This is a genomic window from Acidovorax sp. GBBC 1281 (genome assembly GCF_028473645.1).
In the GTDB taxonomy this organism is placed as follows: domain Bacteria; phylum Pseudomonadota; class Gammaproteobacteria; order Burkholderiales; family Burkholderiaceae_C; genus Paracidovorax.
This window is the reverse complement of sequence record NZ_CP097269.1, coordinates 4449383-4474994: the sequence shown is the minus strand read 5'-3', so window position 1 is coordinate 4474994 and position 25612 is coordinate 4449383. Positions and strand designations below refer to the sequence as shown.

22 protein-coding genes and 1 tRNA gene are annotated in these 25612 nt (G+C 69.3%); 11 read left to right on the top strand and 12 right to left on the bottom strand.

The annotated features are described in order from the left end of the window. Window positions 1-169 precede the first annotated feature (169 nt). On the top strand, window positions 170-898 hold the full coding sequence (locus tag M5C96_RS20975; RefSeq protein ID WP_272565076.1) for an IPTL-CTERM sorting domain-containing protein: 729 nt from the start codon (window positions 170-172) through the stop codon (window positions 896-898). A gap of 222 nt (window positions 899-1120) precedes the next feature. Here the strand turns inward: M5C96_RS20975 and M5C96_RS20970 are convergent, their stop codons facing one another. Together M5C96_RS20970 and M5C96_RS20965 are read right to left on the bottom strand one after the other, a co-directional pair. Next, on the bottom strand, window positions 1121-1648 hold the full coding sequence (locus tag M5C96_RS20970) for a hypothetical protein (protein WP_272565075.1): 528 nt from the start codon (window positions 1646-1648) through the stop codon (window positions 1121-1123). Between the two features lie 20 nt (window positions 1649-1668). Beyond that, window positions 1669-1743, bottom strand: a tRNA-Arg gene (locus M5C96_RS20965). A 176-nt stretch (window positions 1744-1919) separates the two neighbouring features. On the opposite strand from M5C96_RS20965, the gene M5C96_RS20960 reads away from it, so the two are divergent. After that, complete coding sequence (locus M5C96_RS20960; protein WP_272565074.1) at window positions 1920-2414, top strand: guanylate cyclase; 495 nt, start codon at window positions 1920-1922, stop codon at window positions 2412-2414. Window positions 2415-2423: 9 nt separating this feature from the next. Here M5C96_RS20960 and M5C96_RS20955 read toward each other — a convergent pair whose 3' ends face one another. From M5C96_RS20955 to M5C96_RS20930, 6 genes are all read right to left on the bottom strand, one after another. Next, entirely contained in the window at window positions 2424-6629 is a 4206-nt protein-coding gene (locus M5C96_RS20955; protein WP_272565073.1) for a translocation/assembly module TamB domain-containing protein, read from the bottom strand. An 18-nt stretch (window positions 6630-6647) separates the two neighbouring features. Further along, complete coding sequence (locus tag M5C96_RS20950) at window positions 6648-8600, bottom strand: autotransporter assembly complex protein TamA (protein WP_442867331.1); 1953 nt, start codon at window positions 8598-8600, stop codon at window positions 6648-6650. A 98-nt stretch (window positions 8601-8698) separates the two neighbouring features. Then, complete coding sequence (locus M5C96_RS20945) at window positions 8699-9886, bottom strand: vWA domain-containing protein (RefSeq protein WP_272565071.1); 1188 nt, start codon at window positions 9884-9886, stop codon at window positions 8699-8701. Window positions 9887-9914: 28 nt separating this feature from the next. Next, window positions 9915-10517: a GNAT family N-acetyltransferase gene (locus tag M5C96_RS20940; RefSeq protein WP_272565070.1), complete on the bottom strand. Its 603-nt coding sequence runs from the start codon at window positions 10515-10517 to the stop codon at window positions 9915-9917. 8 nt (window positions 10518-10525) lie between these two features. Then, window positions 10526-10756, bottom strand: a complete 231-nt coding sequence (locus tag M5C96_RS20935; RefSeq protein WP_272565069.1) for a hypothetical protein — start codon at window positions 10754-10756, stop codon at window positions 10526-10528. A gap of 10 nt (window positions 10757-10766) precedes the next feature. Further along, a complete protein-coding gene (locus M5C96_RS20930) occupies window positions 10767-11621 on the bottom strand; it encodes an AAA family ATPase (protein ID WP_272565068.1) in 855 nt (284 codons plus the stop codon). A 104-nt stretch (window positions 11622-11725) separates the two neighbouring features. Here M5C96_RS20930 and M5C96_RS20925 point away from each other — a divergent pair, with 104 nt between their 5' ends. Both M5C96_RS20925 and M5C96_RS20920 read left to right on the top strand, forming a co-directional pair. Next, a complete protein-coding gene (locus tag M5C96_RS20925; RefSeq protein ID WP_272565067.1) occupies window positions 11726-12391 on the top strand; it encodes a c-type cytochrome in 666 nt (221 codons plus the stop codon). A gap of 210 nt (window positions 12392-12601) precedes the next feature. Further along, window positions 12602-13651, top strand: coding sequence for a hypothetical protein (locus tag M5C96_RS20920; protein WP_272565066.1), 1050 nt, complete (start codon window positions 12602-12604; stop codon window positions 13649-13651). A 37-nt stretch (window positions 13652-13688) separates the two neighbouring features. Here M5C96_RS20920 and M5C96_RS20915 read toward each other — a convergent pair whose 3' ends face one another. From M5C96_RS20915 to M5C96_RS20900, 4 genes are all read right to left on the bottom strand, one after another. Beyond that, window positions 13689-16208: a bifunctional diguanylate cyclase/phosphodiesterase gene (locus M5C96_RS20915; protein ID WP_272565065.1), complete on the bottom strand. Its 2520-nt coding sequence runs from the start codon at window positions 16206-16208 to the stop codon at window positions 13689-13691. 159 nt (window positions 16209-16367) lie between these two features. Further along, on the bottom strand, window positions 16368-16802 hold the full coding sequence (locus tag M5C96_RS20910) for a DUF1841 family protein (protein WP_272565064.1): 435 nt from the start codon (window positions 16800-16802) through the stop codon (window positions 16368-16370). 122 nt (window positions 16803-16924) lie between these two features. Next, window positions 16925-18772, bottom strand: a complete 1848-nt coding sequence (locus tag M5C96_RS20905; protein WP_272565063.1) for a methyl-accepting chemotaxis protein — start codon at window positions 18770-18772, stop codon at window positions 16925-16927. Window positions 18773-18932: 160 nt separating this feature from the next. Beyond that, on the bottom strand, window positions 18933-19733 hold the full coding sequence (locus M5C96_RS20900; protein ID WP_272565062.1) for an IclR family transcriptional regulator domain-containing protein: 801 nt from the start codon (window positions 19731-19733) through the stop codon (window positions 18933-18935). 109 nt (window positions 19734-19842) lie between these two features. Between M5C96_RS20900 and M5C96_RS20895 the strand changes: the two genes are divergently transcribed. The 7 genes from M5C96_RS20895 to M5C96_RS20865 all read left to right on the top strand — a co-directional run bounded on the left by M5C96_RS20895 (window position 19843) and on the right by M5C96_RS20865 (window position 25584). Continuing rightward, the gene (locus tag M5C96_RS20895) at window positions 19843-20544 is read left to right on the top strand and encodes a 3-oxoacid CoA-transferase subunit A (RefSeq protein ID WP_272565061.1); all 702 of its coding nucleotides are present in this window, start codon (window positions 19843-19845) and stop codon (window positions 20542-20544) included. 29 nt (window positions 20545-20573) lie between these two features. Beyond that, a complete protein-coding gene (locus tag M5C96_RS20890; RefSeq protein WP_272565060.1) occupies window positions 20574-21227 on the top strand; it encodes a 3-oxoacid CoA-transferase subunit B in 654 nt (217 codons plus the stop codon). Between the two features lie 50 nt (window positions 21228-21277). After that, entirely contained in the window at window positions 21278-22480 is a 1203-nt protein-coding gene (gene pcaF / locus M5C96_RS20885; RefSeq protein ID WP_272565059.1) for a 3-oxoadipyl-CoA thiolase, read from the top strand. Window positions 22481-22514: 34 nt separating this feature from the next. After that, the gene (gene pcaD, locus M5C96_RS20880) at window positions 22515-23309 is read left to right on the top strand and encodes a 3-oxoadipate enol-lactonase (RefSeq protein WP_272565058.1); all 795 of its coding nucleotides are present in this window, start codon (window positions 22515-22517) and stop codon (window positions 23307-23309) included. Window positions 23310-23338: 29 nt separating this feature from the next. Then, window positions 23339-24406: a cyclase family protein gene (locus M5C96_RS20875; protein WP_272565057.1), complete on the top strand. Its 1068-nt coding sequence runs from the start codon at window positions 23339-23341 to the stop codon at window positions 24404-24406. Between the two features lie 113 nt (window positions 24407-24519). Beyond that, the gene (locus M5C96_RS20870) at window positions 24520-24816 is read left to right on the top strand and encodes a YciI family protein (RefSeq protein WP_272565056.1); all 297 of its coding nucleotides are present in this window, start codon (window positions 24520-24522) and stop codon (window positions 24814-24816) included. A gap of 42 nt (window positions 24817-24858) precedes the next feature. Beyond that, window positions 24859-25584, top strand: a complete 726-nt coding sequence (locus tag M5C96_RS20865) for an SDR family oxidoreductase (protein ID WP_272565055.1) — start codon at window positions 24859-24861, stop codon at window positions 25582-25584. The last annotated feature ends 28 nt before the right edge of the window (window positions 25585-25612 follow it).

The following is a 25612-nucleotide window of genomic DNA, read 5'->3' as shown; positions in this document are numbered from 1 at the left end:
GAAACGCATGATCCCGGGTCTTTTTCGACCTGCTGCCAGTTGATCCATGGTTTTTGCGTTCTCCCCGCCTGTTCCCCCCTTTCTGGATATTCGGAGATGGGCTGCCCGATGGGCCCTCTTCATTGCGCTCGCCGCCCTCTCGCAGGGCGCGTGGGCCATGCAGATCTTCGTGAAAACCGTCTCCGGAAGGACCATCGCTCTGGACGTGGAGCCCAGCGACTCGATTGAGAACGTGAAGGCCAAGATCCAGGACCAGGAAGGCATTGCGCCCGAGCAGCAGCGGCTGATCTTCGCGGGCAAGCAACTGGAAGACGGCCGAACCCTCTCGGACTACAACATCCAGAAGGAATCGACCCTGCATCTGGTGGTGCGCGTTGCGGGCATCGAGGATGCGTTCACCGGTGCGTCGCCCGCCGGCAGTGGGCAGATCACCGCGTCGCTGACCGGCGTGAGCGGTTGCACGTTCGACACCGCGCAGACCGCGTTCGAGGTGCCATCCAGCCGCCCCGCGGGCGCGCAGTTTCCCCAAGGCGTCTTCCGCTTCGTGGCCACCACCTGCGCGGGCAAGGTCACCGTAACGTTGAAGTACCCGCAGGCGCTGGCAGCGGGCAGCCGCTTCATGAAGTACGGCCCGCGCACGGCGGGCGCAGCGCAGTCGGAGTGGTTCGAATGGCCGGGCGCCCAGATCAATGGGGACACGGTGACCTTCGACATCGAGGACAACGGCCCGGGGGACGCCGATCCGGCGGTGGGCACGATCTCCGATCCGGGCGGGCCGGCGTTGCTCGCCGCGGTGCCGACCAGCGCCGCCGCCATTCCCACGCTGTCGCACTTCGGCTTGGCGATGCTGACGGCATTGCTGGGGCTGCTGGCATGGCATCGGCGGCGATCTGCCTGAGTGCAGCGCGTGGCAGATCCCGAGAGAGTCCTTTCACTGGAGTCTTGCTGGGAAAGCCGCGTCATGGCGCCATTGAAAGGCCAGCGCACGGATGACATGAACAGCTTGTTCGAACTGGGCGCGTGCTCAACGACAGGCTTGTGGAAAAACTTCCCACGATAGGCCGATGCCTCGTGCGAGGTCGCTCGTCACGCCGTCAATTCGGCGATGGCGCACCCCGTCTCAGCAACGGAGCCTGTGCTGCTGATCCCTGGCATCTTTGCGCTCCCGCCTCACCCAGTCCAGGTCATAGTACCGGCTGCCGGCCCGCCCCATGCTGTCCAGCATCCTGACCCGCTCTTCCAGCGCAGAGCATGTGCCGTTGTTGGCCTGGGAGGGCTGTGGTGCTGGTAGGGCGTGGCTTTGAATGGGCGCAGCCGCATCTGCCTCGGCTTGCGCCTTCTGATGCCTGCCGGCCTCCACTTGGTCATTCCACGGCACGTTGGCAGGCACCCGCTGAATCCGTTCGATGGTCCACCCTCTTTGCGCGCAGTGCTCGGCGGTCCAGTACAACCCGCCCTGGGGCGCGCGACAGAGGTAGATTTCCTTGGTTCGCGGGCCACTCGGATCGCTGATGATCGGCGAGGTGTCGATGACCTTCGCGCCTTTGCATGGCTCGTCGGTGTACGTTTTTCCGCAGCGATACACCTCAGCCGACGCGGAAAGAGGCAGCGCACAGGCGGCGGCAGCAAGGATGAGGCGAAAAGCCATTGCGCTAAAAGAAGGAAATCTGGTCCCCTCGACAGGAATCGAACCTGTATCTAGCGCTTAGGAGGCACTCGTTCTATCCATTGAACTACGAGGAGGACGGGCGATTGTAAAGGCGTGGCCGGTGCGGCTTTTCCCCGCTGTGCTGAGACCTCCGCAAAAGAAGATCGCGCCTGGCGCGGGGCCAGAGGCCATGTGAGTGCCGCATTTCCGTAGCGGCAACGCGCCCCCGGGCGGTGCGCCGCTCTAAAATGCCTCCGCAATGATTTCACCGATGACGCCTCCACAGTTCCACGCCATGCTCCAGGCGGAGGGACTCTCTCCCGCCATGGAGGCCCTCAACCGCGGTGTGCCGCATCGGTACACCGGCGTCTTCCAGGTGATCGAGTCGCAGCTCATCAATGTCTTCCTCTACGACAAGCAGCACCAGATCCGGCCCGAGGCGCTGGCCGTGGTGGCGCTGGACAACAGCTTTTGCCAGTTCGTGCTGCGCGATGGCTCGCTGCTGGTGGACAACTCGATGCACGACGAGCGGCTGCTGGCCAGCTCGTTCCGCGGGGTGGTGGTGGCCTACCACGGCGTGCCGGTGACCGATCACCGCGGCGGCCTGTACGGCACGCTGTGCCATTTCGATCTGGTGGAGCAAGGGCTGGCGTCCGCCCAGTTCGAGTTGCTGCAGGCCGCGGGTGGCCTGCTCTATCCCTATCTGCCGCACGGGGATGGCCGGGTGCAGAACGCGCCCCAGTTCGCCCGCGCCGCGGCGGGCTGATGGGCCCCGTCAGTCGTACCGCACCGTGTAGATCAGGTCCACCGCGCTTTGCGCGCCGGTCTGGCCGCGCAGCGTGAGGCTCTTGGTCAGGTCGTAGAAGATGTACAGCGTGCCCAGGGCGCCCGAGAGGCTGCGCTCGTAGGTCACGTACAGGTCCTTGGACAGGCGCTTGCCGAAGGTGAGTGCGGCGGCCGAGGCATCCTCGCCCGAGCCGGGGCCCTTGAACCCGATTTCGTCGAGCCCCACGCGCTTGGCGAAATTGCCGGCACCGGCATTGCCGTTGCCCCCGAGCAGCGCCAGTGCCGCCTGCTGCAGCAGCGCGGCCTCGGCGCCGCCGGCGGCACCGCTGCGGCCCAGCATCACCCAGGAGAGCTTTTCGGCGTCGGGCAGATCGGGGTCGGAATAGAGCCGCACGCGCGGCGCCTTGGCCGAGCCGGTGACCTGCACGCCGGCGCGCACGCTGATGTTCGGCCGGATGGCGAGGATGTCCAGCGCGGGGTTGTCGTATGGGCCGTTGAAGCGTGCCAGGCCCGTCTCCACATCGAGCGACTGGCCCCAGGCGCGGTAGCGGCCTTCCACGGTGCGCACCTCGCCGGTGACGCGCGGCGGCGCCCCGGCGACGGTGGCGCCGCGGATTTCCAGTTCGCCCGCCAGGCGGGTGGTGATGCCGTGGCCCTGCAGCGCGAAGTCGTCGCCCAGGTTGAGGGTGACGGCGATGTCCGGCGGCTTGGCGGCTTCCACGCGGCCGGCGGCCTGGCCCGCGCGTTCGGCCTGCTTGACGGTTTCGCGGTCCTTGGCGGCGGAGCGCACGACCACGTCGGTGCCCAGACTGGGTGCGCCGGCCTCGGGCAGGATGATGGTGGCGCGGTCGGTGGTGAGCTTGCCGCGCAGCGTGAACTGGCCCTGGCGCAGCCGCGCCTGCAGATTGCCGGACACGCTGACCTGGCGGTCGGCGCGCACCAGCACCTGCAGGGCGCGCGCCTCGGCGTCGAAGTCCATGGCGATGCCGGAGCCGGTGGCGCCGCTGCCGCCCATGGCCCACGACACGCTGCCTTTGCCGGTGAGCGTGCCGCCGTCGCGCGGGGCCGCGGTGCGGTTGCCGCTGAAGCCGGCGATGCGTGCGTTGCTGCCCTGCCCGCCGTTCACGCGGAATTCGGTGATGTCGAGCCGGTCGCCGTTCAGCGTGGCGCGCAGGCGCCCGTCCTGCAGGTCCACGCCGTCGATGAGCGAGCGCACCGACAGCTGGTCGGCGCCGAGCGTTCCGCTCCAGCGGGGGGCGGCGCGGTTGCCGGCGAGGGCGACATTGGCGTCCAGCGTGCCCTTCACGCGCCAGCCCGGCGGTGCCAGGGCGGACCACACGCCCACGTCCGGCAACTGGGCGCGCACGGTGGCGGCCAGCGGTGCGTCGGCAGGCCATTGCCAGCCGCCATCGGCACGGGCCAGGCGGGTGCTGCCCTCGGCCTGCACGCGGCCGGCGCGTTCGCTGTCCCACTGCACGCGGGCACGCACGGTGTCGCCTTCGGCTTGCAGCTGCACTTCGGCCTGCCGCACGCCCGCTGGCGTGCCGGGCCCTTCGCTCGTCTGCGCGCGGCCGGTGCCCTGGCCCTGGCCGCTGCTGTGCACCACCGTCGTGGTGGGCGCGGCGCTGCCGGCCAGCACGCGGATGTCGCCGCTGGCGCGCCGCACGCTGGCACTGGCGCGCAGGGTGTCGCCCGCGTCCACGTCCCAGTCGCCGTCGAACACGAGGTTGCCGGCCAGGCCCAGGCGCTGCAATGCTTCCTGGCCTTGGGGGCCGAACGCTTCTGTCCATGCCATGGGCAACCCCTGCAGGCGGCCCTGCGTGCGCAAGGCAATGGCGCCATTGGCGGCCTGGGCAAAACGGACGGGCTCCCAGTGCAGCGTGACCTGCCCCGGCGCCGGGCCGGAGACGGTGGCCTGCCCCCCTGAGGTCTCCACCTGCAGGCTGGGCGACTGGCGCAGAGCAACGGACAGCGGCTGGTTGAACTGCACCGTCCAGGGGCCGGGCAATTGGTCGTCGCGGGCCTGCGCACGCAACTCGGTGATCTGCGCGTTCCATTGCCCGGGGGCGGCCGTGCCCGCGGTGCCGCGCAGGCGCAGGTCCAGTCGGCGCCGGTCCACGCGTGCCTCGCCGTCCAGCGACAGCGTGGACTGGGGCAACCCGCCGGCCAGTTCGGCGCGCACCGCCGTGAGCCGCACGGCCATGGGTGCGGCGGAGCCGCTGGCGGGCAGGGAGACGTCGAAGCGCGGCGCGGCCAGCCGGGCCTGCCATTCGAACCGCTCGCCGGCAGCGGCGCGGGCCGTGCCTGCGGCGGCCGGGGCCAGCAGGCCCGCCGCCTGCAATTGGCGCTGCAGGGTCTGCCAGCCGCCGTTCCAGCGGGTGGTGAGCTGGGCGTCGCCCTGCATGGATGCGCCGCGCAGGGCGGTGGCCAGGCCGGGCAAGGACTCGATCCAGCGCTGCACGCGCTGCGCATCGGCCACGCGCAGCTCCAGCTGGCCGTTGCCTGCCCGGGGAGCGATCTGGCCGTCCATCTGGGCCGTTGCACCCGGCACGGTGGCCTGCAACTGTCCTTTGACTGACAGGTCGGCCGTGCCGATCTGCAACTGGCGTGCATTCACCTGCGCCTGCAGGGCATCGAGCTGCAGGCGGGCGAGCGCCAGCCGGCTGCCTTGCCAGGTGCCTTCGGTGGCCAGCCGCTCGACGCGCAAGGCTGCCGGCGCGCCGGCACGCCGGGGTGCCGCGGTGCCGGTGGCGCGCAGGTCGGCGGAAAAGCGCACCAGCGGTTCGCCGTCGCCGCCTTCGCTCCGGGCCTGCGCCTGCCCGGCGACGGGGGTGGAGTCCAGGGTGCTGTAGAGGGCGCTGGGGCGCAGACCTCGCACTTCGGCACGGCCTTCCATGGCGCGCGTGGCAGGCGTGAAGCGGCCCTGCAACGCCACGCTGCCGTTGCCGATGCGCGCAGTGGCGTCGGGCACGGTCCACTGCGTGCCGTCGAAGGCGGCCTGGGCATCGATGCTTTCCAGGGGCAGCCGGCGCTGGTCCCACGGGCCCGGCACGGCGTTGCGCAACTGGGCACCGATGGCCCAGCCTGCGGCGGTGGCACCGGGTGCGGCAGCAGCGGCAGGGTCCACGCGCAGTTGCCCGCTCAGCGAAGTCACGGGGGCCTGCGGCCACAGCGCGGCCAAGTCGAGCGATTCGACATCGGCGCGCGCCTGCAGCAAGGGTTGCGCAGCCCAGGGAGCGATCTCGGCCTGCACGTCGGCACGCATCGGTTCGGCAGGCGCCGCGGGGCGGGCTGCGGGCTTGTTGGGTTTTGCGGGTTTGGCGGGTTTGGCGGACGGGGCAGGGCCGGGGCTGGATGCACCTGCTGCGGGCGGAGCCGCTGTCAATGGCTCGGCGGCCTGCGCCTGCAATTGGGCGGTGATCTGCAGCCGTGCGGCTGCGGTGGCCAAGGTGCCTTTGGCCTCGGCATGGGCCTTGGCTTCGATGTCGTCGCCGCCGCCCGGCGATGCCGTGCGCACGGTGCCGTCGGCCTTCAGCTCCAGCGCCATCGGCGCCTGGGCCTGCACGGTGGCCTGTCCGGAATAGTGGCCCTGGGCGAAGGCCACGCTGTCCAGCGCCAGTCGGTGGTGGGTGCCGTCGTAGCGGTAGTGGCCTGCCAGCCCCTGCGCGGTGACCGGGCTGGGCGCTGCCCAGGTGATGGCGTCCACGCGGAACGGCAGGTCGATGCGCAGCGGCAGTTCCAGCGATTGCAGCGGCTGTGGCGGCGTGTCGGGCTCGGTGCGGGGCGGGCCCTGCGGGATGATCTTGACCTCGGCCGCATGCACTTCGCCCAGGGTGAGCTGGCGTTGCAGCAAGGGGGCCAGCTGCCAGGCAATGCGCGCATCGTTGACTTCCACCGCCAGCGTGGGGCTGCTCCAGCGCAGCCAGCCGATGTGGCCGCCGGCGCGCAGCGAGCCGGTCACGTCGCGGGTTTCGAGTTGCTGGTCGGCGGGAAGGTAGCGTGCCGCGCGGTCCAGCGTGGTGGCCAGCGAGGCTTGGCCACCGGCCCACCACCAGGCCGCACCGAGGACGAGGGCGACCAGGGCCAGCAGCGCGGCAAGGGTCCAGGCGGCGATGCGCCAGCCGCGGCGGCGCCGGGGCGCGGGAACGGGGGCCGCGGCGGCGGCGTAGGGGTTTCGGGGAGGGCGCGTCGCCATGGGTCTTTCAGAGTGCGGTCAGAAGCTGAAGCCCAGCCTCAGGTGCAGCCGCAGTTGCTTGGCCTGCACGCCATAGGCCAGGTCGGCCTGCAGCGGCCCGACGGGGCTGCGCCAGCGCAGGCCGGCGCCCACGCCCACGCGCGGGTCCAGGTCGCCCGCGCGGTCGGCCACCGCGCCGGCATCGATGAACATGGCGGTTTCGAAATCGGTGCGGTTGCCGCGGAACTCGATGGGCCGCTGCCATTCGGCGCTGGCCACGGTCAGGTAGCGGCCGCCATACAACTGGCCGTTGGAGGTGCGCGCCCCGATCTCACGGTAGCCGTAGCCGCGCACCGTGGTGTCGCCCCCGGTCAGGAACAGCGTGGTCACCGGGATCTCGGCCGCGCGGCGCGCGAGCACTGCACCGCCTTCGGCGCGCAGGGCCAGCCGGCTGGTGCGGGTGACGCCTTCGCCCATGTCCACGCGGCCCATGGGGTAGAACGACTGCCACCGCAGGTAGGCCCGCACGAACGGGTCGCGCTCGGGCCGCAGCGTGGTGCCCACGCCCAGCTCCGCGGCCAGGCCGAAGCCCCGCGTGGGATTGGTGGTGTTGTTGAAGTAGCGGCCCGTCCAGCCGTAGTTGGCGCTGATGGCCGCGCTGGAGGGCGGCGCGTCCGTGCCCTGGCTCTTGGCGGTGTCGTGCTGCAGGAAATAGCTGCGGTCGATGTGGTCGGTGCTCTTGCTGCGGCCGCCCCGCAGGCGGCTGCTGTTGACCTCGTAGTCGCCCGTGGTCTCGCGCTGCACCTGCGCGCCGGTGAACCAGCGCCAGCCGTCCTCGCCGGGCAGGTCGGTCCAGTCGGTGGACAGCAGCTTGTTCTTGCGGTCCACCGAGACCTTGCTGACGGCGCGCCAGCCGATGCCGGGCAACTGGTTGTGGATGTGGTCCACGCTCAGCCGCGGGCCGCTGTCGGTCGACAGGCCCACGCCGAACACCACCTTCTGCAGGGGGGCCTCGCGCACCTGGGCCACCACGGGCGCGGCCTGCGGGTCGGTGCCATCGGTTTCCAGCGAGAGGAACACGGCGTCGTAGTAGCCGCTGCTGGCCAGCCGCATCTGCGCATCGAGCAACTGGGCTTCGCTGTAGTCGGCACCCGTGGGCAGGCGGGCGATGCGGCGCGCACCGTCGGCGCTGTAGCGCTCTCCGCCCTGCACGCGCAGCGCGCCGAAGCGGTAGGGGGGGCCGGGGTCGTAGGTCACGCCCAGCTGGGCTTCGTTGCGGTCGGCGTCGATTTCCGCGCGGCTTTTGGCGATGCTGGCGGTGGGATAGCGCGTGGCTTGCAATTGGCGCAGGCCCTGGGATTTGGCGCCGTCCCAGGCGTCCTGCGTGAAGGGCTGGCCGGGCGCGAGCGACCAGCTGCGCTGCACGCGCGCGCGTCGGTTGGCGAACTGGGGCGAATCGGCCTCGGCGCCGGTGAAATCGATGTCGGCGCGGGCCACGCGGGTCTGCGGGCCGGGCTCCACCTCCACGGTGATGGTGCGCGGCGCGCCGGCGCTGCCGGGCGTCTCCTGCATCGTGATGGTGAGCGTGGGGCTGAAATAGCCCAGGGTGCCGAGCAACTCTCGCGCGTTGGACTCGGCCGCGCCCAGCAGGCGGGTGATCTCGCTCGACTGCAGGTCGGGCAGCTGGCGAAAGCGCTGCAGCTCCATGTGCCGCGTGAGGTATTCGCGCACGGCATCGGGTGCGCGCACTTCGAGCGAGAACGCATCGGGCCCGGTGCCGGCACCGGCATCGGACTGGATGGTGTTGTTGTCCACCGTGCCTTCCTTGGCGCCCGGCAGCAGGCTGCAGCCCTGCAGGGCCACCAGGCTCGAAAGCAGCAACGCCGGCCACAAGGCCGGCGTCGGAAATCGTCTCGAAAAATGCGTTGCGGGGAGGGACACGTAAAAGAGGGCTTTGTGGGGCTGGAAGGGAGTGCTGCCAGGCCGTCGCATCCGGGGTGCGCAACGGCAATTGGGGGCACTATGGCCTGAAAAACGCACCGCCGCTGTCAGACAGCGGCGCGCGCTGGGTGGTCCCGGCAGTCAGGCGGTCACTTGGACAGCAGCCGCATGGTTTCTTCCAGGCCCTTGAGCGACAGCGGGTACATGCGCTGGCCCACGATCTGCTGGATGATGCCGATGCTTTGCCGGTACTGCCACACGCCCTGCGGCTCGGGGTTGATCCAGGCGAACCGGGGAAAGGCATGGATCAGGCGCTGCAGCCACTCGGCGCCGGCCTCTTCGTTGTCGTATTCCACGCTGCCGCCGGGCTGCAGGATCTCATAGGGGCTCATGGTGGCATCGCCCACGAAGATGAGCTTGTAGTCCTTGTTGTACTTGCGGATGATGTCCCAGGTCGGAAACTTCTCGGCGAAGCGGCGGCGGTTGTTCCTCCACATGAAGTCGTACACGCAGTTGTGGAAGTAATAGAACTCCAGGTGCTTGAACTCCGTCTTCACCGCGGAAAAAAGCTCTTCCACGCGCTGCACGTGCTCGTCCATGGTGCCGCCCACGTCCATGAGCAGCAGCACCTTCACGTTGTTGTGGCGCTCGGGGACCATCTTGATATCCAGGTAGCCCGCGTTCGCCGCCGTGCTGCGGATGGTGTCCGGCAGATCCAGCTCCATCTCGTGCCCTTCGCGAGCGAACTTGCGCAGCCGCCGCAGCGCCACCTTGATGTTGCGCGTGCCCAGTTCCTGCGTGTCGTCGTAGTCCTTGTAGGCGCGCTGGTCCCACACCTTCACGGCGCTCTTGTTCTTGCCCGCGCCGCCGATGCGCACGCCCTGCGGGTTGTAGCCGCCGTGCCCGAAGGGGCTGGTGCCGCCCGTGCCGATCCACTTGTTGCCGCCCTCGTGGCGCTCCTTCTGCTCTTCCAGGCGCTTCTTGAGCGTTTCCATCAACTCGTCCCAGCCCATCTTCTCGATGGCGGCCTTCTGCTCGGGCGTGAGCTCGCGCTCCAGGATCTTGCGCAGCCAGTCGGCGGGGATGTCCTTGCGGAAGTCGGCCACCATCTCCACGCCCTTGAAATAGGCGCCGAAAGCCCGGTCGAACTTGTCGAAGTGCTTCTCGTCCTTCACGAGCACGATGCGCGCGAGGTGGTAGAAGTCGTCCAGGCTCCAGGCGTCGTCCGAGTTCGGGCCCACCACGCCGGCCTGCAGGGCCTCCAGCAGGGTGAGGTATTCCTTCACCGACACCGGCAACTGGCCGGCGCGCAGGGTGTAGAAGAAGTCGATCAGCATGGGTTGAAGCCTTTTAGCCCTCTGGCGCTTATTCCACTAGGGCGTGCTGCTGCAAAAGGTATAGCAACTGGGCTTTGGCTTCCGGCCATTCGCCCGAGCGCATGCTGTACATCACCGTGTCGCGGATGGTGCCGTCGCGGCGCAGCGCGTGGCCGCGCAGCACGCCGTCTTTTTTTGCACCCAGGCGCTCGATGGCGCGCTGCGAGGCGAAGTTGTAGTTGTCGGTGCGCCAGCCCACCACGTGGCATCCCAGCGTGTCGAAGGCGTGGCCCAGCAGCAGCAGCTTGCACGTGGTGTTGACATGCGTGCGCTGCACACTCTTGGCATACCAGGTGAAGCCGATCTCCACGCGCTTCACGGCCGGCACGATGTCGTGGTAGCTGCTGGTGCCCAGCACTTTGCCCGTGTCTTCCTGCACCACGGCGAAGGCGAAGCGGTGGCCTTGCTCGCGGCCGGCCAGGGCGGTCTCGATGTAGGCGCGCACGTCCTGCGGCTCGGGGACGGAGGTGATGCGCAGCGTCCAAAGCGCGCCATCGGTGGCCGCGGCGCGCAGGCCCTCTTCATGCGACAGCGCAAGGGGCTCCAGGCGGATGCCGCGATCGCGCAGGGTGACGGGTTCGACGAAAGCCATGGAAAGAATCACTCCTTGTCGCTGGGTGCGCGGCTGGCGCGCCAGCGCCGTGCCGCCTGCAGGCCGAAGCCGCCGCCCAGGCCCACGAGGGCGATGCCCGCCAGGCTGGACGGGCCGTAGCCCGAGGTGAAGACGTCGAAGCCCAGCAGGTGGCCGATCCAGTAGCCCGCGAGCGCTCCGCCCACGAAGCCCACGGCGTCGGACAGGCCTTCCATCAGCAGGCGGCGTGCGCTGCTCATCGCGGGCCCTTCATCGGTTGCGCTGGTTCATGAAGACCAGCTTCTCGAACAGGCCCACGTCCTGTTCGTTCTTGAGCAGGGCACCCACGAGCGGCGGCACGGCGACCTTTTGGTCGGCGCTTTGCAGGGCTTCGAGCGGAATGTCTTCGGCCACGAGCAGCTTGAGCCAGTCGATGAGTTCGCTAGTGGACGGCTTCTTCTTGAGGCCCGGCAGGCCGCGCACGTCGTAGAACGTCTTCATCGCCACGGCGAGCAGTTCGGCCTTGAGCGTGGGAAAGTGCACGTCCACGATCTTGCGCATCGTCTCGGCTTCGGGGAACTTGATGTAGTGGAAGAAGCAGCGGCGCAGGAACGCGTCGGGCAGCTCTTTTTCGTTGTTGGACGTGATGAAGACCAGCGGCCGGTGCTTGGCGCGGATGAGTTCGCGCGTTTCGTAGCAGTAGAACTCCATGCGGTCGATCTCGCGCAGCAGATCGTTCGGGAATTCGATGTCGGCCTTGTCGATCTCGTCGATCAGCAGCGCCACGGGCTGGTCCGCGGTGAAGGCCTGCCACAGCACGCCCTGCACGATGTAGTTGAGGATGTCCTTCACGCGCTCGCTGCTGTCGGCATCGCCCAGCTGGCTGTCGCGCAGGCGGCTCACGGCGTCGTATTCGTACAGCCCCTGCTGCGCCTTGGTGGTGGACTTGATGTGCCACTGCAGGAGCGGCATGCCCAGCTCGCGCGAGACCTCTTCGGCCAGCATGGTCTTGCCGGTGCCGGGCTCGCCCTTGACGAGCAGCGGGCGCTGCAAGGTGATGGCCGCATTCACTGCGAGCATCAGGTCCTGAGTGGCAACGTAACTCTGTGAGCCTTGGAATTTCATGGGCCGTAAATAGGGTAATCGTTGATAAAAGGCCTGGAAAGGCGCTGGCTATAATCGTTTTCTGCCCGAGCACCGACAAACTTCCACGAGATTGTGCGCGCAAAATGAACAAGAAGTTGACCACGATATTTGCCCTGGCTGTCGCTTGCGTGACCGCGGTTTCGCAGGCCCAGGAGACCAAGGGCGATGCCAAGGCGGGCCAGGGCAAGGTCGCCATGTGCATCGGTTGCCACGGCATTCCGGGCTACCAGGCCAGCTTTCCCGAAGTGCACAAGGTGCCCATGATTTCGGGGCAGGGCGAGCGCTACATTGCCTCGGCCCTGAACGCCTACAAGAAGGGCGACCGCAAGCACCCGACCATGCGCGGCATTGCCGACTCGCTCACCGACCAGGACATCGCCGATGTGTCCGCGTACTACGCGGCCCAGGTGCGCGAGGGCGCCAACCTGCCGGCCAAGCCCACGCGCGAGCCGAGCGTGCAGGTGGCGCAGCTGCTGCAAAAGGGCGCGTGCGTGTCCTGCCACGGCGATAACTTCGCCAAGCCCATCGATCCGTCGTATCCCAAGATTTCAGGCCAGCATGCGGACTATCTGTTCGTGGCGCTCAAGGCCTACAAGGCCGACCCGAACAACGCGCACCTGGGCCGCTCGAACGCCATCATGGCGGGCATTGCCAAGCAGTTCACGAATGCCGAACTGAAGGCGCTGGCGGGCTACATCGGTTCGCTCGACGGCGAGCTGCAGGTGGTGCCGCAGTCGCGTTTTCGCTGACCGTCGCGCGCCGGGGCCTCGCCCCGCAGCTGTCCGTCCCACCCCGCCTTCTGGCGGGTTTTTCTTTGGCTGGAAGATGGCTCAGGCCATGCCCCGGGGCGGGTGCGCAGCAGGGCCGATGGAGGTCCGGATCGGCGTGGAGGGGCGTTATATTTTGGTGTGCCCTGTCTTTCGTTCCATCCCATCAACGCATCTCCATGAGGCCAACGCATGAGCATTTCCGTCGCCGGTCGCCAACTACAGAATTCCTCTGCCTTGTCGGAGTCGGGGCGGCACGCCCTGGCCTTCGTGGACGGCGGTCCGCAATGGCTGGACTGGGCCATCGCTTCGCCCGGGGCCCATTACCACTTCCCCGATGAGACCGCCCTGCTGGATGGCACGCAGAAAGGCCTGCACGGGTCTCCCATGGCGCTGCTGCCCGGCTTGGGGCTGGCGGTCAGCCCGGTCAAGCTGATGACGCTGGGGTTGAGCGACCTTCGCACCCTGGCGCTTGCCGAAGCCGGCGATGCCAGCCCTGCGGTGGTCGCGCAGGTCCAGCGCGTCCTGCAAGAGCATCGGCTGCTCACCGCCGCGGACCTGCGCAACGCGCAGGCGTTCCTGGCCTCGCTGGGCGTGGCGGGGGCCCCGGTGTTCCAGTGCATCGATTTCATGGACTGGGTGGCGCTGTGCGAATTGCCGGGCGGATCCTTTGGCGGGCCCGCGCCTTCGCAGCCGCTGCAGTCGGAGGCCGCGAAATTCGGCGTGGACCAGGCGCGCACGCCCCGCGAGTTCGCCGACTACTACCGCGTCTATCTGCACCTGGCGGCCCATCTGCCCGAACTTGCGCAGGCGTCCGCGGCACAACGCAGCGAGGCGGCGCAAGCGGCGCTCTATGCCTTGCTGCCAGCACTTCTCGGTGCGCTCGATGGTCCGGTGCTGAGTGCGGTGCCGACGTCTCCGGCGGAGGTGCGGATGGCGGTGTACAACTGGCTGGCAATGGGCAGGCGCATCGGCTTTTCCCGGCCGTCCGAGGGCGTTCGGTGCATCGTCGAGGGCGCCAGGTACCGGGGTGAGACCGGCGCGGCGGCCGCGCGGATCGTCGACGCGGCCCTTCAGCAGGCGATGGCGGTGCTGGCCGCGAATGACCTGCGGTCGGCGCGGCTGGGCCAGGACGGAGCGACGATGGCCGCGCCGGTCGGCCCTGCGAACGCGCAGATCGAGTTGCAAGTGTCCAGCGCGGGCCTCGTTTCCCTGACGCGCCTCGGCGGCACGGACGCATAGCCACCGCTGCAGGCCCTTCCGGGGCCCTGCGGGGTTCTCATTCGCGCGGGGACAGGTCCATGAGTTCCAGTGGTGCCGGCCGTCCGAATTGGTAGCCCTGGGCCTGGGCGCAGCCCATGGCGCGCAATTGGCGGGCCTCGCCCTCGGTTTCCACGCCCTCGGCCACCACGGCCACGCCAAACCCCTTGGCGATGTTGAGTACGGCGGTCACGATGGCCGCGTCCTGGGGCGAATGCAGCAGGTTGCGCACGAAGCGCTGGTCGATCTTCAGGCAGTCGAACGGCAGCCGGCTCAGGTAGGCCAGCGAGGAATACCCCGTGCCGAAATCGTCGATGGCGATCTTCACGCCCAGCGCGCGGATGGCGGCCAGGCGTGCCTGCGTCACGCCGTCGTCCTCGATCAGCACCGATTCGGTCAGCTCCAGCGTGAGGTGGTCCGGCGGAAGCCCGCTGTCGCGCAGCACCTGCTGCAGCGTGGCGGGGAAGTCCGACTGGATGAGCTGGCGCGCCGACACGTTCACATGGATGTCGAAGCCCTCCGGCAGGCGGGGCAGTTGGTCCGCAATGGCCTGCGTGGCCGCGCGCAGCACCCAGTCGCCCAGGGCCAGGATGAGGTCGGATTCCTCGGCGATGGGAATGAACGTGCCGGGCGGCACCAGCCCGCGCGTGGGGCTGTTCCAGCGCACCAGGGCTTCCGCCCCTGTGACGCGCCCACTGGCCAGGTCGATCACGGGCTGGTAGTGCACGAGGAACTGGCCTTTTTCCAGCGCCTGGCGCAGTTCGATGGCCAGCCGCGTGCGCTCCATCGACTGCTCGACCATGCAGGGCTCGAACACCACGCACTGGTTGCGGCCGCGCCGCTTGGCCTCGCCCAGCGCGATGCTGCCGTTGCGCAGCCATTCCGCCAGATGCTCGCCCGCCAGCGAGCCCGCGACCACGCCCACCGAGGCATTGAGCATGACCTCGTCCGCCCCCACGGAAAACGGGGTGGAGAACAGGCCCAGCACGGCCTTGCCGATGGTGTCTTCCGCCACCGCGTGCCCGTCCAGGTGCAGCAGCGCGAACTCGTCGCCGCCGAGTCGCGCCATCAGCACGGTGGCCGGCAGGTGCTGGCGCATGCGCTCGGCGATGGCCTGCATCAGCCGGTCGCCGGTGCCGAAGCCCACGCTGTCGTTGATGGCGCGAAAGGCATCCAGCCCCACCAGGCTCAGCACGGCCCAGCGCGGGGATTTCCAGTCGGCCTTCTCCAGCAGGCCGCGCCGGGTGAGCAGGCGGGTGAGGGGATCGCTCAGCAACTGCTCGCGCATCTGCTGGAAGGACTGGCGCAGCCGGTCGGCCATCTGGTTGAAGGCCTGGATGAGGGTCGTGGTCTCGCGCAGTGCGCTGGTGTGCGGCAGCAGGCCCGGTTCCCAGTCGCCGCGCGACAGGCGGTTGGCGGCGTCGGCCGTGAGCAGGATGGGACGCGCCACGCGCTGCACTGCCCACAGCCCCAGCAGCAGCCCGAGCAGGGCGATGCCGCTCGCCGCCAGAATGGAGCGGCGGCTGATGACGCGCGTGTCGCCCAGCAGGTCCGACTCGGGCAGCAGCACGACGATGCGCCAGTCGATGCCGGGCTGCTGCGTGAACGGGGTCACGCGGGCGAAGTAGCGTTCGCCGTTGTATGCGAACTGAAAATCGATGCCCGCATCGGAGCGGGCGTGGGGCAGGGCGGCGACGGCGGCGCGGATGGGCGCGCTGGCGCTCCGGCCGGCGGTGAGCCGCTCGCGCTCTCCGCCCCGCGGGGCGGGCTGCTCCGACAGCACCGAGCCGCCTTCGGACTGCGCCACCAGCCGCTGCTCCGTGTCCAGGATGAAGATGTGGCCGTTCCCGCGCAAGGGGTCGTCCCGCAGGAACTGGTTGAGCGTGTCCAGGCGCACATCGGCCTCCATCACGCCCACCATCTGGCCGTTGGCGATCACGGCGGAGGCGGCCGAGATGGTGACATCGGCGCGCTCTCCGGCCGTGGTGTAGATCGGGGACCAGCCTGCCTGCCCGGACCGGGCCACGGGCACGTACCAGGGCCGTGTGCGCGGATCGTAGCCGCGGAACGAGGCCGACACCGCGTCGGGCGTGCCGCTCTGGTACACGTGCATCAGGCCCTCGGTGGAGCGGTCCTTGAGGATGAGCCGAAAGCCGTCCGCCTCGCGGCGCATGCCGGTGTATTCGCCGTCACGGCTGCCGAAGCTCAGCAGGCTGATCTGGCGCTCGTCGCGGTACAGGGCATCGAATACGGCGCGCAGGTGTTCGTGGATGGGCCGCATGTCGCCCGGCTGGTACAGGCCGTGGCGGCCGATGGCATCGGCGATGTCGCGCTGGATCTCAAAGGGCCGCGAGAGAAAGCGCGACAGCCGGTCCCGGGCGGTGAGCGTCACGGCGTCCAGCAGCCGCACGCTTTCCTGGTCGATCAGGTGGCCGATCTGCCGCTGCTGGGTGAAGGCATGCAACGCCACAGTGGCCGCGAACAGCACGGCGAACGGGACGGCAATGGCGGTGCGCAGAGAAATCTGCCACCGGCGCATGTCAGGCCCCCTGGTCGGGTGCGAGGGCACCGCGGGTCCGTGGGCACCGTGCAGGGAGCGGCCTGGCCCACAGGGCCACCGCGGCGGGCAACGCTGCCGGTTGGTCAGCGATCGAGAGGGCGGTCCTGGACATGATGGCGTGCAGCGGGCGGTGCGCCCTCAGTCCCGGGTGGCGCGCCGCTGCACGCAGGCGACATACGCATCGCCATCGGGCGGGCGACCGGAGCGCTGGCTTTCCCACAGCATCTGACCCAGGCATTCCATGGCGGCGTGGTGCGCATCGAGCAGCGAGTCCTTGCGGGCGGCCAGCAGTTCGACGGCCTGGCGGATGCCTCGCGGCTGGTCGATGCTGCACTGCTCGCTGATCGACAGGTGCATGGACAGATGCAGGAAGGGGTTGGCGCGGTCCGGCGTCTCGTCGTAGTTGCGGGCCAGGGCTGCATCGACGTCGGCCAGATCGGCGTGGTATTCGGGGTGCTCTGCGATCCACAGGCTGGCCAGGGTCTCGATGGCTTCCATGGGCTGGCCGGCCTGGGATTTGGCGTACACGGCGCAGAAAAAGCGCCGCACATCGGCTTGGGACGGATTGAACATGGCAGCCAGCGTAGCACGGGCAAAGCGGGTTTTAAGCAGGGGTTGCACGGTAGGAAAGCGGGCATTCCAGCGTGCGGTGCGCCGGCGCGCCCCGCATGGCCGGCGCGCCGCGCCGCAAACCGTCAGAAGGTCTCCCAGTCGTCGGCGTTGTGCTTGCCCCCTGCTGCGGGCGCTGGCGCGGCGGCGGGGGGGGCGGCGATGGCCCGTGGCTTCTGGGTGGGGGCCTTGGGCGCGGTGGGGGCCTTGCTGGGCGGGGCTTTGGCGGCGGGCGCCGACAGCCAGGTGGGCGCGGGCTGGGGCGTGGCCCGGGGCGCTGCGGCCGCCCGTGCGGGCAAGGCGGCCTTCGGGCGGACCGGCGCCGGGAGGGGGGCGGACACGGGTGCCGCAGTGGGGGCCATCACCGCGGGACGCGGTGCGGCCATGCCGCTGCCGGCCGCCAGCTTGAATACGGCCACGGCCTGCACCAGTTGGTCGGCCTGCACGCGCAGGCCCGAGGCCGCGGCCGCGCTTTGCTCGACCAGGGCGGCGTTCTGCTGGGTGGCCTGGTCCATCTGCACCACGGCTTCGCCGACCTGGGCGACGCCATCGCTTTGCTCGCGGCTGGCCGCGCTGATCTCGCCCACGATGGCGGTCACCCGGCGGATGGAGGTCACCACCTCCTGCATGGTGGCGCCGGCCTGGTCTACCAGCGCCGTGCCCTGTTCCACGCGCTCCACGCTGGCGCTGATGAGGTTCTTGATTTCCTTGGCGGCATCGGCCGAGCGGCCTGCCAGGCTGCGCACCTCGCTGGCCACCACGGCGAAGCCGCGGCCCTGCTCGCCCGCGCGGGCGGCTTCCACGGCGGCGTTCAGCGCCAGGATGTTGGTCTGGAAGGCAATGCTGTCGATCACGGAGATGATGTCCGAGATCTTTCGCGAGCTGTCGTTGATGCCCTTCATGGTGTCCACCACCTGGTTGACCACCTCGCCGCCCTTCACCGCGACGTCGCTCGCATCCTGCGCGAGCTGGTTGGCCTGGCGGGCGTTGTCGGCGTTTTGGCGCACGGTGCTGCCCAGTTCCTCCATGGACGCGGCCGTCTCTTCCAGGGCCGAGGCCTGCTGCTCGGTGCGCTGGCTCAGGTCATTGTTGCCCTGGGCGATCTCCGCGCTGGCGGTGGCCACGCTCTCGGCATTGCCGCGCACGGTGCCGACGGTCTGCACCAGGTTGCTCTGCATGCGCTGCAGGGCAGTCAGCAGGGCACCGGTTTCGTCCCTGGATTGGGAAACGATCGGCACGCTCAGGTTGCCGTCGGCCACGCGGTCGGCGGCGTCCACGGCGTCCTGCAAGGGGGCCGTGACGGAACGCGTGATGAAGAAAGCGCAGACCGCGCCGATCAGCGCGGCGATGAGCGCCACCACCCAGACGATCGTGCGGGCGGTGAGGTAAGCGGCGTGGGCTGCGGCGCCGCCGTCCTGCATGTTCTTTTCCTGCAGGTCCACCATCTTCTTCAGGGTGGCCAGTAAGGTGCCCTGAATGGCGTAGCGGGGGCCGAACAGCAATTGCTGGCCCTCTTCGTTCTTGTTTTGCACGCCGAGAGCGCCCACATCCTGGCTGAACGCGATGAAGGCCGCGCTCTGGGTCTTGAGGTCCTGGATGAGCGCGCGTTCTTCGGCGGTGTCGGCCAGCTTTTCCAGCGTGCCGATGAGCGTGCCCATCGACGCTACGTTCTTGTCCAGCGCCGCCTTGTTGGGCGCCATGGCTTTTTCATCGGCCAGGATGATGAGGTTGCGTACCACGCGTGCCGTGTCCATGGTGAGGTAGGACAGCTGCTGGCTGGCTGCGGCCTTGGGGTACAAGTCGGTTATGAGTTGCTGCGAAGCTTCGTCCTGGTCGGCGAGCCGGAGCAGGCTCATGCCGGTGATGATTGCCATGAGCAGGAGCACCACGCCGAAGCCGAGGCCCAGGCGCAGGCCCAGTTTGAGATTTTTCATGGAAGGGACTTCCTGGAAATGACCGATTGGAGAGGTGGCAACAGCAAGCTGCCAATTTGTCATTAATCGTAACCACTAATTGCCAGGGGCCCTGGACGCCGCCCTTTTTTGGGCGGCTTCACTGGCCGGCTGTGGGAAAAATTCCACAGCGGCCCGCCGGTCAGCGGCGCGTGCCCAGCGTGCGCGAGATGGCTTCGGCCGCCTTGAGCAGGGCCGGCAGCAACTCGGTCTGCATCATCTCGGCGCTGGTCCGGTTGGCCTGCCCGCTGATGTTGAGCGCCGCCACCGTTTGCCCGGCCCGGTTGCGCAGCGGCGCGGCGACCGAAATCAGGCCCTCTTCCAGTTCCTGGTTGATCAGACACCAGCCCTGCGCGCGGGCCTGGCGCACGGCAGCGAGCAGGGCGTCGTCGTCCAGCAGGGTGTGGGGGGTGAGCCGCTGGCGTGGCACCTTCGGCAGCAGCGCCACCACGTCGGCATCGGGCTGGCCGGCCAGCAGCACGCGGCCCATGGACGTCCAGAAGGCGGGCAGGCGAGAGCCCACGCCCAGGTTGGTGCTCATGATCTTGTGGGTGTGCACGCGCAGCACGTAGACGATGTCGCTGCCGTCCAGCACGGCGGCCGAGCAGGATTCGTGCACCTGGTCCACCAGCGCTTCCATCGTCGGCTCGGCCAGATCCCAGATCGGCATGGACGACAGGTAGGCAAAGCCCAGGTCCAGGATGCGCGGGGTCAGCCGAAACAGCCGCCCATCGCTTTCCACATACCCCAGCGTCTGCAAGGTGAGCAGGATGCGCCGCGCCCCGGCGCGCGTGAGGCCCGTGCGGGCCGCCACTTCGCTCAGCGTCTGCTGCGGCGCGGTGGCGCTGAACGAGCGGATCACCTCCAGCCCACGGGCGAACGACTGCACATAGCTGTCTCCCGGCCTAGGGTTATCACCAGTCTCCGCGGGGGTATCGCTCATAAGCATTTGGTCCTAAAATTCATTATACGAACATTTGTTCTATATGCGAACAAATGCCCAGCCGCTCCGGCGGGACCCGAATTCTCACCTTTAGGCTTCTCCTTTCCCCATGATCAACAAGATTGCGGATTCCGTGGCCCAGGCCCTGTCGGGCATTCAGGATGGCGCCACCGTGCTGATCGGCGGCTTCGGCACCGCCGGCATTCCCGGCGAACTGATCGACGGGCTGATCGAGCAGGGCGCGCGCGACCTCACCGTGGTGAACAACAACGCCGGCAACGCCGACGCGGGCCTGGCCGCGCTGCTCAAGGCCGGCCGGGTGCGCAAGATCATCTGCAGCTTTCCGCGCCAGGTGGACAGTCACGTGTTCGACGGCCTGTACCGCTCCGGCCAGCTGGAGCTGGAACTGGTGCCCCAGGGCAACCTGGCCGAGCGCCTTCGCGCGGCCGGGGCGGGCATCGGCGCCTTCTTCTGTCCCACGGGCTACGGCACGGAGCTGGCCAAGGGCAAGGAAACGCGCGAGATCGGCGGCAAGCAGTACGTGCTGGAGTACCCCATCCAGGGCGACGTGGCGCTGATCAAGGCCGAGCGGGGCGACCGCTGGGGCAACCTCACCTACCGCATGTCCGCCCGCAACTTCGGCCCCGTCATGGCCACCGCCGCGCGGCGCACCGTGGCCACGGTGCACGAGGTGGTGGAGCTGGGCGCGCTCGACCCCGAGGCCATCGTCACGCCCGGCATCTACGTGAGCCACGTGGTGCGGATCGACCGCGTGGCCACGCAGGCCGGCGGCTTCAAGAAGTCAGCATGAAAATGGCCCCCAGCGCAACAGGAGCTAGCGTGAGTAGGTATCAAAAAAGAAGCAAAGACGAACTGGCCGCCCGCGTGGCGCAGGACATCCACGACGGTGCCTACGTCAACCTGGGCATCGGCCAGCCCACGCTGGTGGCCAACCACATTCCACCGGGCCGCGAAGTCATCCTGCAAAGCGAGAACGGCATCTTGGGCATGGGCCCGGCGCCGGCCGCGGGCGACGAGGACTACGACCTCATCAACGCCGGGAAGCAACCCGTCACGCTGCTGGCGGGCGGTGCGTACTTCCACCATGCCGACAGCTTCGCCATGATGCGCGGCGGCCACCTGGACATCTGCGTGCTGGGGGCCTTCCAGGTCAGCGCCACGGGCGACCTGGCCAACTGGAGCACGGGCGAGCCCGGCGCCATCCCCGCCGTGGGCGGCGCCATGGACCTGGCCATCGGTGCCAAGCAGACCTGGGTGATGATGGACCTGCTCACCAAGCAGGGCCGGTCCAAGGTCGTGCCGCAATGCACCTACCCGCTGACCGGCATCGGCTGCGTCAAGCGCATCTACAGCGACCTGGCCACGCTGGCCTGCACGCCCGAGGGCCTGGTGCTCATCGATGCCGTGCCGGGCCTCGACCATGCCGAACTCGAGCGCCTCGTGGGCCTGCCCATCCGGCCATCGCACGCCTGACCCCGGCCGCCTCGGCGCCTTTCCCGACCAACACCCTGGAGACAAAGACCATGACGCAAGCCTTCATCTGCGACGCCATCCGCACGCCCTTCGGCCGCTACGGCGGTGCCCTGTCCAGCGTGCGCACCGACGACCTGGGCGCCATCCCGCTCAAGGCGCTGATGGCCCGCAACCCGAACGTGGACTGGGCCGCCGTGGTGGACGTGCTCTACGGCTGCGCCAACCAGGCCGGCGAAGACAACCGCAACGTCGCCCGCATGTCCGCGCTGCTGGCCGGCCTGCCGATCGACGTGCCCGGCGCCACCATCAACCGCCTGTGCGGCTCGGGCCTGGACGCCGTGGGCACGGCCGCGCGCGCCATCAAGTCCGGCGAGGCGGGCCTGATGATCGCCGGCGGCGTGGAGAGCATGAGCCGCGCCCCCTTCGTGATGCCGAAGGCCGAAACCGCCTTCAGCCGCGCCAATGCGGTGTACGACACCACCATCGGCTGGCGCTTCGTCAACAAGCTCATGAAGGCGCAGTACGGCGTGGATTCGATGCCCGAGACGGCCGAGAACGTGGCCGACGACTACGGCATCGAGCGCGAAGCGCAGGACCGCATGGCGCTCGCCAGCCAGCGCAAGGCCGTGGCCGCCCAGCAGGCCGGCCACCTGGCGCGCGAGATCACGCCCGTGCAGGTGCCGCAGAAGAAGGGCGAGCCCGTCACCGTGGACCAGGACGAGCACCCGCGCGAGACCAGCCTGGAGGCGCTCGCCAAGCTCAAGCCCGTGGTGCGCGAAGGTGGCACGGTGACGGCCGGCAACGCCAGCGGCGTGAACGACGGCGCCTGCGCGCTGCTGCTGGCCGATGAGGCGAGCGCCGCCCGGCACGGCCTCACGCCAAAGGCCCGCGTGGTCGGCATGGCCACGGCCGGCGTGGCCCCGCGCGTGATGGGCATCGGCCCGGCGCCGGCCACGCAGAAGGTGTTGCAACTGACGGGCCTCACGCTCGATCAGCTCGATGTGATCGAACTCAACGAAGCCTTCGCCGCGCAAGGCATCGCCGTGCTGCGCCAGCTGGGCCTGCAGGACGACGACGCGCGCGTGAACGCCTGGGGCGGCGCCATCGCGCTGGGCCATCCGCTGGGCGCCAGCGGCGCGCGCCTGGCCACCACGGCGGTGAACCGCCTGCATGCCACGGGCGGGCGCTACGCGCTGGCCACCATGTGCATCGGCGTGGGGCAGGGCATCGCCGTGGTGCTTGAACGCGTCTGATCGGCCCGCTGCGAAACCCCAGGAAATCAAGCCCGTGTCCACTGCCACCCTCCACACCCCCGCCGGCGCCTTCCGCGTGCGCCTCGACGGCCCCGAAGGCGCACCCGTGCTGGTGCTCTCCAACTCCCTGGGCACCACCCTGGAGATGTGGGACGCGCAAGCCGCGCGCTTCGCCACCACGCACCGCGTGCTGCGCTACGACACGCGCGGCCACGGCGCGAGCGTGGCCTCGCCCGGCCCGTACACGGTCGACCAGCTGGGCAGCGACGTGCTGGCGCTGCTCGACGCGCTGGCCATCGAGCGCGCCAGCTTCTGCGGCATCTCGATGGGCGGCCTCACCGGCCTGTGGCTGGGCGTGAATGCCCCCGCGCGGCTGGACCACCTGGTGGTGGCCAACAGCGCCGCGAAGATCGGCACGGCCGAGGGCTGGACATCGCGCGCCGCGCTGGTCCGCGAGAAGGGCACGGCGGCCATGGCCGAACTGGCCGCATCGTCGCCCAGCCGCTGGTTCACCGATGCCTTCGTGGCTGCGCAGCCCGCCGTGGTGCAGCGCGCCCAGGGCTGGATCGCCGGCATTGCCCCCGAGGGCTACGCCGCCTGCTGCGAGGCCCTGGCCCAGGCCGACCTGCGCAGCGCCATCCGTGCCATCAGCGTGCCCACGCTGCTGGTCGCCGGCAGCGCCGACCCCGTGACCACGGTGGCCGATGCGCAGGCCATGCAGGCCATCATCGCGGGCGCGCAACTGGTGCAAGTGCCGGCCTCGCACTTGTCCAACCTGGAAGCGCCGGCCGCGTTCGATGCCGCGCTGGCCGCGTTCCTGGCGCGCTGAGCCGCGGCACGAAGAGAGACCGAGACCCCATGGACCCGCAGCCCACCAACCCCCGCTGGCAGCACCGGCCCGCCGGCTCCACCTGGGGCGACTTCGGCCCCCATGACCAACTGGGCCGCCTGAACCTGCTCACGCCCGAAAAGGTGCGCCAGGGCGTGGCCGAAGTGCAAGAGGGCCTGGCCTTCGCGCTGAGCCTGCCGCTGGACTACCCCGGCGGCAATGCCCTCAACCCCAATCGCCAGCCGCCCGTGCTGCGGCCGCTGCTGCGCAAGGGGCTGGTCAACTTCAATTGCCTGCTGGGTGCGCTGGAGCCGGGCCGCACCGACGTGCTGTCGGACGACCTGGCCATCCTGCACCTGCAGTACTCCACGCAGTGGGATGGCCTGGCGCACGCGGGCTCGATGTTCGACGCCAATGGCGACGGCCTGCCCGAAGCGCTGTACTACAACGGCTACGCCGCCGGCCGCGACATCGTGGGCCCGGACGACGTGCGCGATGCCGGCGTGCCCGCCGCGCCGGGAGCGGCCACCAGCACCTCGGCCGCGCATGCGCTGGGCATCGAGGGCATGGCCCGCACGGGCGTGCAGGGGCGCGGCGTGATGATCGATCTGCGCGCGCACCTGGGCGATGCCCGCACCGTGGTCGGCTACGACACGCTGATGCGCGTGCTGGAGGCCGACGGCGTGGCGGTGGAGCCGGGCGACATCGTCTGCCTGCACACGGGCTTTGCCGACGTGGTGCTGGGCATGCGCAGGCACCCCGATCCGGCCGTGCTGGCGGACCGCTGCGCCGTGCTGGACGGGCGCGACGACAGGCTGCTGCAATGGATCACCGACAGCCAGCTCGCCGCCATCGCCGCCGACAACTACGCCGTCGAAGCCTTCCCCGCCAAGGCGGGCCCGGCCTGCTGCGCCGCGCTGCCGCTGCACGAGCACTGCCTGTTCAAGCTGGGCGTGCACCTGGGCGAGCTGTGGCACCTGACGCCGCTGGCCGCGTGGCTGCGCGCGCGCCACCGCTCGCGATTCCTGCTGACGGCGCCGCCGTTGAATTTGCCCGGGGCCATCGCCTCGCCCGTGACACCGGTCGCCACCGTCTGAAGCCCTGACCGTCACCCCGTTCCGCTCAGTGCGCACTGCGCGGAAATCCATCCCCTGAAGCCGGTTAACCGGCGTTTGCAATGTGCCGGACCGCCGTGCACACGGAGACTGTTGTGCCTTTCATCATCGAGACCTTCGACAAGCCCGATCACCAGCACGTGCGCCAGGCCACGCGGGCCGCGCACCTGGCGTTTCTTGACCAGCACAAGGCCCTGCTGCTGGCTTGCGGCGCCAAGCTGGCCGACGACGGCAAGGATCTGGGGGGCGGCCTGTACGTGGTGGCGCTCGATTCGCGCGAAGAGGCCCAGCGCTTCGTCGAATCCGACCCGTTCCACGCCGCGGGCCTGTTCGAGCGCGTGACGCTCACGCGCTGGCGCAAGGCCTACGTCGATGGACAGAGCTACCTGTAAACCCCACGCGCCCCTGCATTCCCTGAAGAAGAAAGACCTTCCATGACCACTGCACCTGCACGCGAGCGCGTTCTCATCACCGGCGGCGGCGCCGGCATCGGCGCGGCGACGGCCGAGCGCTGCCGCGCCGACGGCTACGAGCCCGTCATCATCGATCGCGCGGTCGCCCATGTGCCCGGCGGCATCCAGGCCGACCTGTCCGACACCGCCGACACCGCGCGGGCCCTGCAGGAAGCGCTAGCGGGCGGGCCCATCACGCGCCTGGTCAACAACGTGGGCATCGTGGTGCCTGCCGAAGCCGCGGATCAGACGCTGGAACAATTCGACCTCGCCGTGGCGCTGAACCTGCGCTGCGCGCTGCAGTGCATGCAGGCGCTGCTGCCGGGCATGCAGGCGGCTGGCTTCGGGCGCATCGTGAACATGTCATCGCGCGCCGCGTTGGGCAAGGAGCTGCGCACCGCGTATTCGGCCACCAAGGCCGGCCTGATCGGCATGACGCGCGTGTGGGCGCTGGAGCTGGGCCGCCACGGCGTCACGGCCAACGCCATTGGCCCGGGCCCCATCCGCACCGAGCTGTTCGACCGCGCCAACCCGCCCGATGCGCCGCGCACCAAAGCCATCATCGACTCGGTGCCCGTCAAGCGCGTGGGCACGCCGGACGACGTGGCGCATGCCGTGTCCTATCTGCTCGATGCGCGCAGCGGCTTCGTCACCGGCCAGGTCTTGTACGTCTGCGGTGGCATGACCGTGGGCGTGGCCGGGGTCTAGCGCTTTCTCCTCGCGTTTTCTCAAAACC

Excerpts from the sequence above, each read along its gene's own strand:
- M5C96_RS20865 (WP_272565055.1), top strand. The coding sequence starts at position 24,859 with ATGACCACTGCACCTGCACGCGAGCGCGTTCTCATCACCGGCGGCGGC.
- M5C96_RS20950 (WP_442867331.1), bottom strand. The coding sequence starts at position 8,600 with ATGCGACGGCCTGGCAGCACTCCCTTCCAGCCCCACAAAGCCCTCTTT.
- M5C96_RS20920 (WP_272565066.1), top strand. The coding sequence starts at position 12,602 with ATGAGCATTTCCGTCGCCGGTCGCCAACTACAGAATTCCTCTGCCTTG.
- M5C96_RS20960 (WP_272565074.1), top strand. The coding sequence starts at position 1,920 with ATGACGCCTCCACAGTTCCACGCCATGCTCCAGGCGGAGGGACTCTCT.
- M5C96_RS20930 (WP_272565068.1), bottom strand. The coding sequence starts at position 11,621 with ATGAAATTCCAAGGCTCACAGAGTTACGTTGCCACTCAGGACCTGATG.
- M5C96_RS20915 (WP_272565065.1), bottom strand. The coding sequence starts at position 16,208 with ATGCGCCGGTGGCAGATTTCTCTGCGCACCGCCATTGCCGTCCCGTTC.
- M5C96_RS20895 (WP_272565061.1), top strand. The coding sequence starts at position 19,843 with ATGATCAACAAGATTGCGGATTCCGTGGCCCAGGCCCTGTCGGGCATT.
- M5C96_RS20940 (WP_272565070.1), bottom strand. The coding sequence starts at position 10,517 with ATGGCTTTCGTCGAACCCGTCACCCTGCGCGATCGCGGCATCCGCCTG.
- M5C96_RS20925 (WP_272565067.1), top strand. The coding sequence starts at position 11,726 with ATGAACAAGAAGTTGACCACGATATTTGCCCTGGCTGTCGCTTGCGTG.
- M5C96_RS20905 (WP_272565063.1), bottom strand. The coding sequence starts at position 18,772 with ATGAAAAATCTCAAACTGGGCCTGCGCCTGGGCCTCGGCTTCGGCGTG.
- M5C96_RS20935 (WP_272565069.1), bottom strand. The coding sequence starts at position 10,756 with ATGAGCAGCGCACGCCGCCTGCTGATGGAAGGCCTGTCCGACGCCGTG.
- M5C96_RS20955 (WP_272565073.1), bottom strand. The coding sequence starts at position 6,629 with ATGGCGACGCGCCCTCCCCGAAACCCCTACGCCGCCGCCGCGGCCCCC.
- pcaF (WP_272565059.1), top strand. The coding sequence starts at position 21,278 with ATGACGCAAGCCTTCATCTGCGACGCCATCCGCACGCCCTTCGGCCGC.
- M5C96_RS20910 (WP_272565064.1), bottom strand. The coding sequence starts at position 16,802 with ATGTTCAATCCGTCCCAAGCCGATGTGCGGCGCTTTTTCTGCGCCGTG.
- M5C96_RS20970 (WP_272565075.1), bottom strand. The coding sequence starts at position 1,648 with ATGGCTTTTCGCCTCATCCTTGCTGCCGCCGCCTGTGCGCTGCCTCTT.
- M5C96_RS20900 (WP_272565062.1), bottom strand. The coding sequence starts at position 19,733 with ATGAGCGATACCCCCGCGGAGACTGGTGATAACCCTAGGCCGGGAGAC.
- M5C96_RS20875 (WP_272565057.1), top strand. The coding sequence starts at position 23,339 with ATGGACCCGCAGCCCACCAACCCCCGCTGGCAGCACCGGCCCGCCGGC.
- M5C96_RS20945 (WP_272565071.1), bottom strand. The coding sequence starts at position 9,886 with ATGCTGATCGACTTCTTCTACACCCTGCGCGCCGGCCAGTTGCCGGTG.